Source organism: Streptomyces sp. NPDC020780 (assembly GCF_044334475.1).
GTDB lineage: Bacteria > Actinomycetota > Actinomycetes > Streptomycetales > Streptomycetaceae > Streptomyces.
In genome coordinates this window covers 173,124-187,365 of the sequence record NZ_JBIRTB010000005.1, presented here as the reverse complement: position 1 = coordinate 187,365, position 14,242 = coordinate 173,124, and the positions used below count along the sequence as shown (strand labels likewise).

Genomic DNA, 14,242 nt, shown 5'->3' with positions numbered 1-14,242 from the left:
CCACTGGGCCGGGCGCCGCGCGGCGCGCCGGACGGGTGAACCGAGCGGAGCGATATATCTGTATTCGGTGCCCTTTGTTCCGGACCTGCCGTCGTGATCGCGCTCGTCATCTGCCACTTCGCGCTGGCAGCGTGCGCGGGCCCGCTGGTGCGACGGCTCGGCAGGTACGCCTTCGTCGTGCTCGCCCTGCCCCCTGCGGCGGCCACCGCCTGGGCGGCCACCCGGTGGACGGACGCGGCCTCCGGACACCCGGTCACCTGGTCGTGGGAGTGGATCGGTACATACGACGTAGCGCTCGCCCTGCGCCTGGACGCACTCGCCGAACTGATGGTCCTGCTCGCTGCCGGCGTGGGCACGCTCGTCCTGCTGTACTGCGCCTCGTACTTCACCGACGACTCCCCGCAACTGGCCTCCTTCGCCGGGAATCTGCTGGCCTTCGCCGGCGCCATGCTCGCCCTGGTCCTCGCGGACGACCTGATCTCGCTCTACGTGTTCTGGGAACTGACCACCGTCTTCTCCTACCTGCTGATCGGCCACGGCAGCCAGCGCAAACAGAACCGCCGCTCGGCCCTCCAGGCGCTCACCGTCACCACCTCGGGCGGCCTCGCCATGCTCGTCGGCTTCCTGATCATCGGTCAGGCGGCGGGTACCTACCGGATCTCCGCGATCGTCACCGACCCGCCGGAGCCGACGCTCGCCGTGTCCGTGGCCGTCGCCCTCGTCCTGTGCGGGGCGCTCTCGAAGTCCGCGATCTGGCCTTTCAGTCTCTGGCTGCCGAACGCCATGGCCGCCCCCACACCCGTCAGCGCCTATCTGCACGCCGCGGCCATGGTCAAGGCCGGCGTCTACCTGGTCGCGCGGCTCGCCCCCGGCTTCGCCGACGTCCCCCTCTGGCGACCGGTCGTCCTCGTGCTGGGCGGCGCGACCATGCTCCTCGGCGGCTGGCGCGCCCTGCGCCTCAACGACCTGAAACTCGTCCTTGCCTACGGCACCGTCAGCCAGCTCGGCTTCCTCGTCGTGCTCGCCGGGGCGGGCAACCGGGACGCGGCGCTCGCGGCCGCCGTGCTGATCCTGGCCCACGCCCTCTTCAAGGCCGCGCTGTTCCTCGTCATCGGCATCGTGGACCACGCGGCGGGCACCCGCGACCTGCGCAGACTCTCCGGAGTCGGCCCCGCACTGCCGTACGTCCGCGCGGTCGCCGTGCTGGCCTCCGCGTCCATGGCCGCCCTGCCGCCCTTCCTCGGATTCGCCGCCAAGGAGGCCGCCTTCGACGCGCTGCTGCGTGGCGGCGCCCTCGACCGCTGCCTGCTGGCCGTCACCGTCATCGGTTCGCTGCTGACCGTCGCCTACACCGCCCGCTTCGTGTGGGGCGCCTTCGCCCGCAAGCCCGGAGTCGCGGACACCACGGTGCACCACGTCGGCGCCGCCTTCCTGGCGCCGCCCGCGCTGCTCGCCGTCGCCGGACTGGTGCTGGGCCCCGGCGTCGGCTGGAGCGACCGGCTGCTCGCCGCGTACGCCGACTCCTTCCCGGCCTCCGCCCACCCCTACCACCTGGCGCTCTGGCACGGCTTCGGGACGGCCCTGCTGCTGTCCGCCGTCGCCTGGGCCGGCGGTGCCGCTCTCTTCGCGGGACGGGCCACCGTCACCCGGATCTCCCGGCGCATCGCCTGGCCCACCGCCGACAGCGTCTTCGGCCACCTCCTGCTCGGGCTGGAACGGATCGCCCTGCAGGTCACCGGCTTCGTCCAGCGCGGCTCCCTCTCCGGCTACCTGGCGATCACCCTGATGGTCATGCTGGCAGGGCAGCTGGCGGTCCTCGTCACGGACCGCCCCTGGGCGGGAGCGGTCGCCCCCCGGATCTGGGACGTACCGCTCCAGGGGGCGGTGGCCCTGCTGACCTGCGCGGCCGCGCTCGCCTGTCTGGTCACCGGGCGCCGGATGAAGGCCGTCGTCCTGGCCGGGCTGACCGGATACGGGGCCGCGCTGCTCTTCGTCGTCCAGGGCGCCCCCGACCTGGCGCTCACGCAGTTCTGCGTGGAGACCGTGTCGATGATCGTGTTCGTCCTCGTCCTGCGCCGCCTGCCGGTGCGCTTCGAGGAGCCGCTCGGCACCTGGCGCCGGACCCTGCGTATCCCGGTGGCGCTGGCCGCCGCCGCGACCGTCGGCGTGGCCGTCTGGGTGGTGGGAGCCGCACGCGTGGCCGACCCGGCCGGCGCGGCGATGATCGAGGAGGTCTCCCACCACGGCCTCAAGGACGTGGTGGCCACCATCCTCGTCGACCTGCGGGCCTGGGACACGATGGGGGAGTCCGCCGTCCTGGCCGCCGCGGCGATCGGGGTGACCAGCCTCATCTACCTGCACCGCCGCGGTGAGGCCTCCATGAACAGGGAGGAACTGACGGGGGAGACGGCGTGGGCCCTGTCCGGCCGCCGGCTGACCGGACTGCCCCAGGGCGACGACACCGCGCCCGAGCGCAGCTGGCTGGCCGCCGGCTCCACCCTCGCGCCCGAGCACCGGTCCGTCGTCTTCGAGGTGGTGGCCCGGCTGCTTTTCCACCCGATCCTGGTGCTCTCCCTGTACCTGCTGTTCTGCGCGGAGAACGTGCCCGGCGGCGGCTTCGTCGCCGGACTCGTCGCCGGACTCGGGCTCATCACCCGCTACCTGGCCGGCGGCCGGTTCGAGCTCGCCGAAGCGGCCCCCCTGCAGCCCGGACTCTTCACCGGCTTCGGCCTGTTCGTGTCCACCGCGGTGGCCCTGGCCGGCCTCGCGGAGGGGACGGTGCTGCACGCCTGGACCCACCACGGGCACCTGCCCGTGTTCGGCGACTACCACCTGAGCACCTCGGTGCTCTTCGACTGCGGGGTCTATCTGCTGGTCCTCGGCGTGGTCCTGGACATCGTGCGGGCCCTGGGCGCCAAGGTCGACCGGCAGATCGAACGGGCGGCGGGCGCGCTCGCCCCTCCGGCGGACACCGGGGCGGGGGGCGCCGGCCGATGACCATGAGCGTCTCGCTCCTCGCCACCGCCGTGGTGCTCTGCGCCGTGGGCGGCATGCTCATGCTGACCCGCCCCCTCACCCGCATCCTGCTCGGAGCGGTGGTCGCCGGCAACGGCATCAATCTGCTGGTGCTCGCGTCGACCGGTTCGGCGGGCGCGGCACCTCTGCTCTACGGGGCGCCGCTGCGCCGGATGACCGACCCGCTGCCCCAGGCCATCGCCCTCACCGCCATCGTCATCACCCTCGCCACCACCGCGTTCCTGCTCGCCATGGCCTACCGCAGCCACCAGCTCACCGGTACCGACGAGGTCCACGACGACCTGGAGGACCGGCGCATCTTCCTGCGCGCCGAAGTCCTGGGCGAGCGGGCCGAACTGCGGGAGGAGTACCGGTCGGAGTCCGACCGCACGCCCAGGGAGCGCGCCCGCTACCGCGCGGAACGCCGCCGGCTGCACGCCCGCCTGCGTGCCGACCGCGCCCTGCAGGCCCGCGGCCGGGACGCCGGTGGTGACCTCTGGCACGACGTGCTGGGAGCCGACCCGGAGGACTACGTGAACCACGAGGACGACCCCCGAGGAGCCGCCGGATGAACGCGCTCGTTCCGCTGCCCGTGCTGCTGCCGCTCTGCGCCACCGGGCTGAGTCTCGCCTTCGGAACGCGGCTCGCACGCTTCCAGCGCGTCATCAGCGTCATCGTCCTCGCCGCCGTACTCGGGCTCTCGGTCACCCTGATGATCGCCGCCGACCGGCAGGGACCCCTCTCCGTCCACCTCGGCGACTACGCCCCGCCGCTCGGGATCACCCTGGTCGCCGACCGGCTGTCCGGGCTGATGCTCACCGTCTCCTCGTCGGTCACCCTCCTGGTCCTGGTGTACTCCCTGGGCCAGGGCATGACGGAACGGGACAAGGAGACGCCCGTGGCCGTCTTCCATCCGGCCTACCTGATCCTCGTCGCCGGGGTGTCCCTCACCTTCCTCGCGGGCGACCTCGTCAACCTGTACGTCGGCTTCGAGATGATGCTGGTCTCCAGCTTCGTCCTGCTCACCCTCGGCGGGACGGGCCCGCGGATCAGGGCCGGCTCCACGTACGTGATCATCTCGCTGTTCTCGTCCATGCTGTTCCTGACCGCCATCGCCATGACGTACGCCGCCAACGGCACAGTCAATCTGGCCCAGTTGGCCGTCCGGTTGCCCGGACTCCCACTCGGTGTCCAGACCCTCATCCAGGCGATGCTGCTCACCGTCTTCGCCGTCAAGGCCGCCGTCTTCCCCCTCGCCGCCTGGCTGCCCGACTCCTACCCGACGGCGCCCGCGCCCGTCACCGCCGTCTTCGCCGGCCTGCTGACCAAGGTCGGCATCTACTGCATGCTGCGTACCGAGACCCTGCTCTTCCCCGGCAACCGTCTCGGCGACCTCCTCATGGCCGTCGCCCTCGCCTCGATGATCGTGGGCATCCTCGGGGCGGTCGCCCAGACGGACCTGAAGCGGCTCTTCTCCTTCACCCTCATCAGCCACATCGGCTACATGGTCTTCGGGATCGGCCTCGCCACCCGCGCCGCGTACGGCGGTGCGATCTTCTACGTCGCCCACCACATCACCGTCCAGACCAGCCTCTTCCTCGTCGCCGGACTCATCGAACGCCGGGGCGGAACCAACGAGCTCACCCGGATCGGCGGACTGGCCAGGTCGGCACCCCTCCTCGCCGTCCTCTTCTTCGTCCCGGCGATGAACTTCGCCGGGATCCCCCCGCTCTCCGGCTTCATCGGAAAGCTGGGCCTCATACGGGCCGGTGTCGCGGACGGCAGCGTCTGGGCCTGGATCCTCGTCGCGGGCGCCTCGGTGACCAGCCTGCTCACCCTGTACGTGATGGCCAAGATCTGGAACCTGGCCTTCTGGCGCGCCGAGCCCCCCGGCCAGGTCGCCTACGGCACCGTCCTGGAGTCCCCGGACGACAGCGATGACGACGACGACAGCGGACCGGACCGGGTTCCCGGCACGGGGGACGAGGGGATCGTGCCTCCGCACGCCCCGGCCGGGGCGACCGCGGTCGCCACGCTGCACGGGCGGGTCGTCACCACGACGACCCGGCCGCCCGCCGCGATGACGGCCGCCACGGCGGGTGCCGTCCTGCTCGGCCTCGCGTTCACCGTGCTGGCCGGCCCGCTGACCGCTTTCACCGATCGATCGGCTGCCGAACTCATCGCGCGCCGCCCCTATGTGGAGGAGGTGCTCGGCCGGTGAGGAACCTGATCACCCTGTCGTTCCGCAACCCGGACCTGCCCCCGTTCAGCTGTGAGTTCGCCGGCCGCCGGCGCCGGGTCCTCGACCTGCCGCTGATCGCCTGGCTCACCCTCATCTGGGTCCTGCTGTGGTCCACCCTGAGCTGGGCCAACGTCGTCACCGGGGTGGTCGTCGCGGTCGCCGTCTGCCTGGCGTTCCCGCTGCCCCAGGTCGACTACGGGCTGCGGCTGCACCCCTGGGGCATGCTGCTGTTCGCCGGCTACCTGCTCTACGACATGTACACCTCCGGCGTGAAGGTGACCCGGCAGATCTTCGCCGACCACCCCCACCGGCCCGCGGTCATCGCCGTTCCGCTGCGCTGCCGCAGCGACCTGATGCTCGCGGCGACCGCCGTAGCCGTGTCCAACGTGCCGGGCGGCTCCGTCGTCGAGGTACGCAGGGCCACGGCCACGCTCTTCCTGCACGTCCTGGACGCGGACCGGCCGGAGGAGCTGGACGCGGCCCGGCGCTCCGTGTGGCGGCTGGAGGAGCTGACGGTACGGGCGTTCGGCACCCTCGACGAGATCGGCAGGGTCTCCGGACCACCGCCGTCGATCGAGGGGGACGACGACCGGAGGGCGGGAACGTGAGCGGGCCCGAGACCGTGGACCGCGTGCTGCTGACCGCCGCCGTCGTGATCATCGTCGTCGCGGGTGGGCTTCTGCTGGTCCGGATCGCCCGCGGCCCCTCCATGCTGGACCGGGCCATCGCGCTGGACGTCGGCGCCGCCCTGATCATCGCGGGGCTCGGCGCCAAGTCGGCGTTCGCCCGGGACTCCTTCTACTTCCCGATCATGCTGGTGCTGGCGTTCCTCGGCTTCACCGGATCGGTGGGCATCGCGCGCTTCATCGCCGTGCGCGACCGGCCCCGGCCGAGGCGCCGGCCCGCCGGCGAGGAGGGGCAGCGGTGAACGTGTGGCAGCAGGCCGCGGACACGGCCGGGGCGGTCCTGGTGTTCATCGGCGCCGCGATCTGTCTCCTCGGGGTGGTCGGTATGCTGCGCCTGCCCGACGTCCTGTCGCGCAGTCATGCCGCGACCAAGCCGCAGACGCTCGGCCTGCTGCTGGTGCTGGCCGGGGTCGCGCTGAGGCTGCGCGGCGGCATGGACCTGGCGACGCTGGCCCTCATCGGCTTCTTCCAGTTGCTGACGGGTCCGGTGGCAGCCCATCTGGTCGCGCGGTCCGCCTACCGCACCGGTCAGATCGAACGCTGCGAGCTGCTCTTCGACGACCTGGACGCGCAGCTCACCGAGATCCAGGACGAGGGGGAGGAGCAGGGGCAGGAGCCTGAGCATCAGGAGCGCGGCCGGGAGGGAGGCGAGGAGAAGGGGCCGGGCCCGGCGGCCGGGCCCGGCCGGAGCTGAACCACTCCCGTACGCCGGCCCGGACGCTCCCGACCGGCCGCTCTCACGCCCCCGGCAGCCGGTCCAGGAAGCCGCTGACCGAGCTGATCCGGCCGTCCCCGGCCAGGGTGATCACGTCGAAACCCGCGGCCGGCGCCGAGCCGTCGGCCCGCGAGACCAGGTCCCACGTGAAGCGGACGAGGTGGTGGTGGGCGTCGGGGGTGCCGGTGGCCACGAAGTCGAAGCCGGGGAACTGCTGCCGCGCGCCGCTGATCGCCGCGGTCAGCCCGTCGTGTCCGCGGACGTCGGCCAGCGGGTCGGTGTAGGTGGCGTCCTCGGTGAAGGCGGTGGCCACCGCCTTCGCGCGCTCCTCGTCGGTGCTCGCGTTCCAGGCGGCGAAGTAGCGCTGGACGGCGTCCTGGTGCACAGTCACGATGGTGTCCCTTCCCGGTGCTGCGGTGACCGCCGCGGTGTTCCGCCGCGGTGGTGCCAGCCTGTCCCGGGACGGGCGGCGCGTCGATTACCTGCCGGGTAATGCGGCCGTACCCCACCTGCGCCGTCGCCGCTCTGTCATGATGCAGCGGTATCGGGCCGGGGCGCTGGGGGGCGTATGGAAAGTACGGGTACGGTGCTGCGCGAGTTGCGCGGCGCGCAGAAGTCGTCCAAGGGCGTGTCGCTCTACTCGCGCTACGTGAACCGGCCGGCCGGGCGTCTGCTCGCCGCCGTCGCCTACCGTGCGGGCCTGACGCCCAATCAGGTCACGTTGACCAGCGCGGTGTTCACTTTCGCCGCCGTCGCCGGTACGGCCCTGGTGGAGCCGTCCTGGTGGCTCGGGGCCGCCGTGTACGCGGGGCTGGCCGTCGGCTTCGCCTTCGACTCGGCCGACGGGCAGCTCGCCCGGCTGACCGGAGGGGGCGGCCCGGACGGGGAGTGGCTCGACCACGTCGTGGACTGCGCGAAGATGATCCTCGTCCACGTCGCCGTACTGGTCTCCTTCTACCGCTTCGGCGGGCCCCTGGACGACGTGTGGCTCCTGCTGCCGCTCGGCTTCCTCTTCGTCGCGGTGCTCACCTTCTGCGCCGGGCTGCTGCGGGAGCAACTCGGCAAGGCGGCCTCCCGCGGTGCGGCGGCGCCCGTCGGCGCCCCGGCCCGGGTGTCCCGGGTGCGGGCCGTGGCCCTGTTGCCGGCCGACTACGGGGTGTTCTGCCTTCTCTTCCCGCTGCTCGGCGCACCCGCGCTCTTCCGGGCCGGGTACGCCGTGCTCGCGGCCGTGCACGCCCTGTTCCTCGTGGCGTTCCTGGTCAAGTGGTTCAGGGAGCTGAGAGCGCTCCGGACCGGCTGACCAGCACGTCCAGTGCCCGGCGCAGTTGGGTGCTGGAGGTGTGCACGGTGTACGGGAAGTAGACGACCTCGACCCCGACCTCCGCGAAGTCGCGCTCCAGGCGCTTCCCCTTCTCCGTACCCTTCCAGTCGTCGCCCTTGAAGAGCACGTCGAAGCGGACCTGCTGCCATGTCTCGACCTTGTCCGGGACGGTCTCCACGAAGGCCGCGTCCACGTACCGCACGCTGCGGACGATCTCCAGCCTCTCGGGCAGGGGGATCACCGGCCGGTGGCCCTTGGCGAGCACCGCCATCTCGTCGGAGACGACCCCGGCCACCAGGTAGTCGCAGCGGCTGCGGGCGTGCCGCAGGATGTTGAGGTGGCCGACGTGGAACAGGTCGTACACCCCCGGTGCGTACCCGACTCTGTGCTGCACCATCCGTTCTCCCCCCACGGTGGAACTGGTCCATCGACCTTACTGTGAAGAACACTTGTGCATCGCGTGAACGGATAAGCTCAACGCAGAGGCTGTTCCGGGGGGAAGGCGATCGTCCGATGTCCGCTGCTGAGCACCACAGACCGCTCGACGACCGCACCCTTCTCGTGGTCTCCACCAACTACGCCCCGGAAGTGACCGGCATCGGCCCCTACGCCACCCAACTGGCCGAGCACTGGGCCGCGTCGGGTGCCAGGACCCAGGTGCTGACCGGAATGCCGCACTATCCGGCCTGGCGCGTCGACGAGCGCTACCGGGGCGTGTGGCGCAGGCGGGAGACACGGGGGGGCGTGAGTGTGTACCGTCGGCGCCACTACGTGCCGGGCCGTCAGAGCGCGCTCAGCCGCGCCGCGTTCGAGGCGTCGGTCCTCGCGCACGGCCTGCTCGCGCCGCCGCCCGGACGTCCCGACGCGGTGGTCTCCCAGATGCCGAGCCTGGCCGGCGGTGTCATGGCCGCCCGTATCGCCCGCCGCCACCGGGTCCCCCACATACCCGTCGTCCAGGACCTGATGGGCGCCGCCGCCGCGCAGAGCGGCATCCGCGGCGGGGGCAGGGCGGCGGCCGTCGCCGCGGCGGCGGAACGGTACGCGCTGCGTGGCGCGGCCCTCGTCGGAGTCATCCACGAGAGCTTCGTACCCGGCGTCACGGCGCTCGGAGTGGACCCCGGCCGCATCCGGCTGGTCCCCAACTGGACCCATGTCGCGCCCCCTTCGGCCGGGCGGGCCGCCACCCGGGCCCGGCTCGGCTGGCGCGAGGACACCCCGGTGCTGCTGCACTCCGGGAACATGGGCCTCAAGCAGGGCCTCGACGTCCTGGTGGAGCTCGCCCGGCTGGCGCCGGACATCCGGGTCGTGCTCATGGGCGACGGCAACCAGCGCGAGGCGCTGCGCGAGCTGGCCGGCGCACTGCCCAACATCGACTTCGTACCGCCCGCCGCCACCGCCGACTTCACCGACGTGCTGGCGGCCGCCGACGTCCTCGCGGTGACCCAGCGGGCCTCCGTCCTCGACATGAGCGTGCCGTCCAAACTCACCTCGTACTTCGTCTCCGGGCGCCCGGTCGTCGCCTCCGTGGCCGGCGAAGGGGGCACCGCCGAGGAGGTCCGCCGCTCGGGCGCCGGCACCCTCGTCGCCCCGGAGGACCCGGCCGCACTCCTGCGCGCGGTGCGCGCACTGGCCGCGGACCCCGCGGCGGCGGACGCCTTGGGCGCGCACGGGCCGCGGTACGTCGCCCGGCACCTGGGCCGGGAAGCGGGCCTCGCGCGCTACGACGACCTGCTCATCGAGGCCCTCGGGGAAGCGCGGCCTGACCCGGACGCACCGAGGGACGCACAAGGGAGACCACGCCGATGACGCACCCGATCCGCACCCTCGACGACCACGACGAACCGGCCCTGCTCAGGGACCAGTTCCGCCAGCTCCTGCGCTACCGCGCCCTCCTGGCCGTGGGTGTCGTCGTCGGGCTCGTCGGCGGCGGCTACCTCGCGCTCAGCGGCGAGGACACCTACACCGCGACCGGGGAGGTCCAGGTGCGCTCCGCCACCGCCGACCCGTTCGCGACCGGCGCCTCCGCCGACAAGGGCATCAACATCGGTTCCGAACGGCAGACCGCCGTCAGCGACACCGTGGGCACCATCGCCGCCGGCACCCTCCTCAAGGAGGGCGACGACGTCACCGCCCGGAAGCTGCTCGCCGGACTCCAGGTCACCAACCCGCCCAACACCCTCACCCTGCGCTTCTCGTACACCGGTGCCAGCCCCGAGCAGGCCCGCGCCCGCGCGGAAGCCCTCGCCGGCGCCTACCTGGCCCACCGCAAGGCGCGCACCGAGGACAGCATCGAGAACATGGCCGACGGCTACCGCGCCCAGCTGAAACCGCTGGAGGAGAAACGCGACCTGCTGGAGGGCCAGGCCGGGGCGACGGACGACGTCAGCAGCGCCCGCGCCAACATCATCGTCTCCATCTCCGAACTGAGCCGGAAGATATCCGAGCTCAAGGCCCTCGACACCACGCCCGGCTACCTCAACAAGAAGCCCGTCGCGCCCACCGCACCGAGCGGCGCCGGCCTGCCCATGCTGCTCGGTCTCGGCGCCGTGGTGGGGCTCGCCCTCGGCCTGCTCCTGTCCTGGGTGCGGCTCGTCTTCGACCCCGCCGTACGCTCCCCGCGCGAGCTCGTGCGCTCGCTCGGTGCTCCGTTGCTGGGCACCCTGCCCCGCGAACGCGCCGCCGCGGGCTCGCTGCTCGCCATCGGGCGCAGCGGATCCCGCCTCGCCGAGGAGTACCGGGCGGTCGCCTTCCGGCTCGCCTACGACCCGTCGTTCGCCGAGCGGCGCCGCCTCCTGGTCACCGCCCCGCGCGGCGACAGCGCGGCGTCGGCCGCCGCCGCGGTCAACCTGGCCGCCGCCTTCGCCGAGATGGGCCGCCAGGTGCTGCTCGTCGAGGCCGATCTGCGCACCCCGTCGCTCGCCCGCGACCTGGGCCCGGCGGCCCACGAGGTCAGGCCCCCGCGCTGGGTGGCGGAGGGCGGCGAGGGCGCCTGGCCCACCGGCGCGCGCTCCCAGGTGGACGTACCCGGCTCCGGAGCCTTCGCCCTGGTGGCAGGCGCCAAGGCGGACAACGTCCCGCGCGCCCTGACCTCCGCCCCCGTCGGCCGGATCGTCGCGGAGGCCGACCGGCCCGGCGCCGTCGTCATCGTCCTCGCCCCGCCGGTCCTGTCCTACGCGGACGCGGTCGCCCTGGTGGACCGCGTCGAGGGGGTCGTGATCGTCTGCGATCCCCGCGAGGTCCACCGCAGCGACCTGGAACGCATCCGCGAGATCATCGGGGCCTCCGGCGGGTCGGTGCTCGGCGCCCTGCTCCACCCGGGCCGCCGTCGGCTGCGCCGCGTGGACCGCCCAGCCAGGTCCGCCCGGCGCCGTACCGGGGGCGGGCCGGGCGGCGGGTCCGGGGATCCGGACGCGCGGGATTTCACGGGAGACTTCACCGAGACCATCAGTCTCCGCTCCGTCACCTCCCCGGGCACGCGCCGGTGAGATCCCGCACCGCGATCCTCTGCTCGGTCGCGGACCAGGGGGTCACGGCCCTCACCAACATCCTGGTGCTCGTGGCCGCCGCCCGGCTCTCCACCGCGGCCGACTTCGCCCGCTTCTCCACCGTCTACCTCGTCTTCACCGTGCTGCTCGGCGTCTTCGGCGCCTACACCGGGCAGCCCCTGATCCTCCGGCGAGGCGAGGACGAGGCCGTCCGGAGCGCCTGCCGCTCGGCCGTGGCGTTCACCGTGCTCGGCTCTGCAGTGCTCGGGGGGACTCTCTCCGCCGTCTGCCTGCTCCTCCCCGGCGACACCGCGCGCGCACTGACGGCGCTCGGCCCGGTTCTGCCGGTGGTGCTGGGCCAGGACGCCCTGCGCTACGCCTTCTCCACCCTGCACCAGCCCCACCTGGCCCTCGGCTCCGACCTCGTGCGGCTGGCGTGCGTACTGGGCGCCCTGTCCCTCCAGGAGTACGGGGCCACGCCCGCCCGGCTGATCGGCTTCTGGGGCCTCTCCGCCCTCCCGGCCCTCCTGCTCTCGACCGCGCTGCTGCACCGCTCCACCGCGAAGGCCCCGACGCGGCTGCGCCCCCTGCTGCGGCGCGGCCACCTGGGACAGCGCTTCGTCGTCGAGTTCGGCGTCGGCAACGCGACCGGCCAGCTCTCCGTCCTCGGCCTCGGCGCCGTCGGCAATCCGCTCCTGGTGGGCGCCCTGCGCGGGGCGACCACCCTGTTCGGGCCGCTCAACGTCCTCTTCACCTCCGCCACCTCCTTCGGCCCCCCGCTCCTGGGCCGCATCGGCGAGGAGCGGCGCCGCGTACGGGCGACGGCCCTGCTCGCCGCCGTCCTCGCGGCCACCGCCGCCCTCTGGGCCACCGTGCTCGCCCTGCTGCCCGACCGGGTGGGACGCGAACTCCTCGGGGACACCTGGCCCACGGCGGCGGCCCTGCTGCCCGCGACCGGCAGCCAGTACGCGGCGATGGCCGCCGGCACCTGCGGGCTCCTCGCCCTGCGGATGCTCGACCCGCGCACCACCCTGGGCATCCAGGTGGTGTTCTCCCTCGCCGCGGTGGTCTTCCTGACCGCCGGTTACGCCGTCGGCGGGGTCCCGGGAGCGGCCTGGGGGCTGTGCCTCGGTTCGCTCTGCAAGGCCGCCGCGACCTGGACCCGGGTTGCGCGGCTGCGCCGCCGGAGCCGGTCGGCGGTGGGGGACCCCGTCAGCGCCGACGCCCTGCCCTCCGCTCCCTGAACGTCGTGATCAGCAGCAGGCACAGAGCCCCGATGGCCAGCTTCCCCGCCGCCTGGAGCAGCGGCCCGCGCAGCAGGATGAAGGTGTACCCGGCGATCAGCGGCGCCGCGACGGCCAGCACACTGCCGGGGCCGGGGCCCGCCCGGGTGACGGCCAGCGCGTATCTGCGGTCGGTCCGGGCCGCCGCGTAACCGACAAGCGCCAGGCCGCCGGCCATGCCGGACGCGCCGAAGTCGACCCAGAGTTCCGTCCACAGCGGGGCCGACAGGTTGGTCATGTTCAGCCCCATCCACTCGCCGACCCGGACCCCGGTGTCCTTGGGCTTGCCGCTCCACAGCGTGCGCGGCACGAAGAAGAGTGCCGAGCCCGCCAGTTGGCGGCCGTAGGTGTGCCCCTGGGTGTCGACCCAGGAGACGGTGTTGGCGAACATGACCGTCTGGTCGTAGTCCTTGGTGGTCAGCGGCTCGAAGACGGACGACGCCTGTGCGGGCCGGCGGCCTTCGTCGTCGTACCGGAAGCGGTCGGCGTACGGGAACAGCACCAGCGCCCCGACCACCCCGGTGGTGAGCACCGTGCGGTACATCGCCGCACTGCTGGGGAACGCGGTGAACAGCAGCGACACCAGGACCGTGACGAACCAGTAACGGGCGTTGGACACAGGGTTGTTGACGAGGGCGTTGAGCAGCAGCAGCGCCACCCACACCAGCACGGTCGAGGGCGAGCGCCGGGCCTGCCGCGAGGTGGCCAGGCGCCGGGTGTAGAAGAGCAGCGCGAGCAGCGCCGGTACGGTCCCGAAGCCCTTCAGGAACGCCGAGCCGACGTTCGACTCGGCCGAGGCCACCCCGCTCTGTGCCACCGAGGCGCTGATCTCCTGGCGGCTGGAGAAGAAGACCGCGGGTCCGCCGACCTTCAGGACGTAGTACGCGCTCGCCGCGAACGCCGCCAGGACCAGCAGCCGCAACCTGACGCGGTGCGCGGTGGCCGGACCGAGCCGGGCGGGCCCGCCCGGTCCGCGGCGCAGGGGACGCCGTGAGGCGAGCAGCGACCCGAGGTCGAACGCGGCACAGCCGACGATGATCAGTGCCACCGCTGTCACCAGGTCCGAGCGCGGCCCGACCATCGGTGTGGGCGTCTTCCCGATCACCACCTGAGCCAACGGAGCCACGCCCATGGCGATGTACACGAACATCCAGAAGACGCCTTGGAGCAGCCGCCGGTGCGTGGAGAGGATCATGGTGGCCAGCCGGGTACCCGCATAGCACGTGAGGACGAGCTGCAGCCAGTACGCGGTGTCCCGCACGTCCGATCCCGGCTGGACGGCGACCACGGCCGGCAGGAAGCAGACCAGCCCCAGGATCAGTGGCACGGACAGGGCGCGGGAGAGCATCGCCCACGAGGTGGAGGTGGCCGGAGGGGCGGTCCTCGCCGTCGGCGTCGTCGGCGATGTCTCGTGCACGGACGTCATGCGCTCCCCGTTCCGTGGATCCGCGACCGGACGGGCGGCCCCCGTGAACACTCTAGCGATTCAGCCCAC

At 72.9% G+C, this 14,242-nt stretch carries 13 protein-coding genes; 10 read left to right on the top strand and 3 right to left on the bottom strand.

Annotation, left to right across the window (positions count from 1 at the left end; translation table 11 throughout):
* Window positions 1-93: 93 nt before the first annotated feature.
* Genes ACH4VO_RS11550 through mnhG form a run of 6 tightly spaced genes read left to right on the top strand, consistent with a single transcriptional unit; the run spans window position 94 to window position 6,637 of the window.
* The gene (locus ACH4VO_RS11550) at window positions 94-2,997 is read left to right on the top strand and encodes a Na+/H+ antiporter subunit A (RefSeq protein WP_360991742.1); all 2,904 of its coding nucleotides are present in this window, start codon (window positions 94-96) and stop codon (window positions 2,995-2,997) included.
* Window positions 2,994-3,587: a Na(+)/H(+) antiporter subunit C gene (locus ACH4VO_RS11545; protein WP_360991740.1), complete on the top strand. Its 594-nt coding sequence runs from the start codon at window positions 2,994-2,996 to the stop codon at window positions 3,585-3,587. Before ACH4VO_RS11550 ends, ACH4VO_RS11545 begins: the two co-directional genes overlap by 4 nt.
* Complete coding sequence (locus ACH4VO_RS11540) at window positions 3,584-5,236, top strand: Na+/H+ antiporter subunit D (RefSeq protein WP_360991737.1); 1,653 nt, start codon at window positions 3,584-3,586, stop codon at window positions 5,234-5,236. The genes ACH4VO_RS11545 and ACH4VO_RS11540 overlap by 4 nt, the downstream gene beginning before the upstream one ends.
* The gene (locus ACH4VO_RS11535) at window positions 5,233-5,865 is read left to right on the top strand and encodes a Na+/H+ antiporter subunit E (protein WP_360991735.1); all 633 of its coding nucleotides are present in this window, start codon (window positions 5,233-5,235) and stop codon (window positions 5,863-5,865) included. Before ACH4VO_RS11540 ends, ACH4VO_RS11535 begins: the two co-directional genes overlap by 4 nt.
* Window positions 5,862-6,185 carry a monovalent cation/H+ antiporter complex subunit F gene (locus ACH4VO_RS11530; RefSeq protein WP_360991732.1) on the top strand — a complete coding sequence of 108 codons (324 nt, stop codon included), beginning with the start codon at window positions 5,862-5,864 and terminating at the stop codon, window positions 6,183-6,185. The genes ACH4VO_RS11535 and ACH4VO_RS11530 overlap by 4 nt, the downstream gene beginning before the upstream one ends.
* On the top strand, window positions 6,182-6,637 hold the full coding sequence (mnhG, locus tag ACH4VO_RS11525; protein ID WP_360991729.1) for a monovalent cation/H(+) antiporter subunit G: 456 nt from the start codon (window positions 6,182-6,184) through the stop codon (window positions 6,635-6,637). The genes ACH4VO_RS11530 and mnhG overlap by 4 nt, the downstream gene beginning before the upstream one ends.
* Window positions 6,638-6,680: 43 nt before the next feature.
* Here mnhG and ACH4VO_RS11520 read toward each other — a convergent pair whose 3' ends face one another.
* Entirely contained in the window at window positions 6,681-7,049 is a 369-nt protein-coding gene (locus tag ACH4VO_RS11520) for a nuclear transport factor 2 family protein (RefSeq protein ID WP_360991727.1), read from the bottom strand.
* A 177-nt stretch (window positions 7,050-7,226) separates the two neighbouring features.
* On the opposite strand from ACH4VO_RS11520, the gene ACH4VO_RS11515 reads away from it, so the two are divergent.
* Window positions 7,227-7,958 carry a CDP-alcohol phosphatidyltransferase family protein gene (locus ACH4VO_RS11515; RefSeq protein WP_360991724.1) on the top strand — a complete coding sequence of 244 codons (732 nt, stop codon included), beginning with the start codon at window positions 7,227-7,229 and terminating at the stop codon, window positions 7,956-7,958.
* Here ACH4VO_RS11515 and ACH4VO_RS11510 read toward each other — a convergent pair.
* Window positions 7,927-8,376: an adenylyltransferase/cytidyltransferase family protein gene (locus ACH4VO_RS11510; RefSeq protein WP_360991720.1), complete on the bottom strand. Its 450-nt coding sequence runs from the start codon at window positions 8,374-8,376 to the stop codon at window positions 7,927-7,929. The genes ACH4VO_RS11515 and ACH4VO_RS11510 overlap by 32 nt on opposite strands.
* Before the next feature lie 116 nt (window positions 8,377-8,492).
* Here ACH4VO_RS11510 and ACH4VO_RS11505 point away from each other — a divergent pair, with 116 nt between their 5' ends.
* From ACH4VO_RS11505 to ACH4VO_RS11495, 3 genes are read left to right on the top strand one after another with little or no spacing between them, the layout of a single operon-like run.
* Complete coding sequence (locus ACH4VO_RS11505; protein WP_360991717.1) at window positions 8,493-9,785, top strand: glycosyltransferase; 1,293 nt, start codon at window positions 8,493-8,495, stop codon at window positions 9,783-9,785.
* Window positions 9,782-11,464 carry a lipopolysaccharide biosynthesis protein gene (locus ACH4VO_RS11500; protein ID WP_360991714.1) on the top strand — a complete coding sequence of 561 codons (1,683 nt, stop codon included), beginning with the start codon at window positions 9,782-9,784 and terminating at the stop codon, window positions 11,462-11,464. The genes ACH4VO_RS11505 and ACH4VO_RS11500 overlap by 4 nt, the downstream gene beginning before the upstream one ends.
* Window positions 11,461-12,708: a hypothetical protein gene (locus ACH4VO_RS11495; RefSeq protein ID WP_360991712.1), complete on the top strand. Its 1,248-nt coding sequence runs from the start codon at window positions 11,461-11,463 to the stop codon at window positions 12,706-12,708. Before ACH4VO_RS11500 ends, ACH4VO_RS11495 begins: the two co-directional genes overlap by 4 nt.
* On the opposite strand, the gene ACH4VO_RS11490 is transcribed toward ACH4VO_RS11495, so the two are convergent.
* On the bottom strand, window positions 12,677-14,173 hold the full coding sequence (locus ACH4VO_RS11490; protein WP_398440930.1) for a hypothetical protein: 1,497 nt from the start codon (window positions 14,171-14,173) through the stop codon (window positions 12,677-12,679). The two genes, ACH4VO_RS11495 and ACH4VO_RS11490, sit on opposite strands and share 32 nt — an antisense overlap.
* Window positions 14,174-14,242 lie beyond the last annotated feature (69 nt).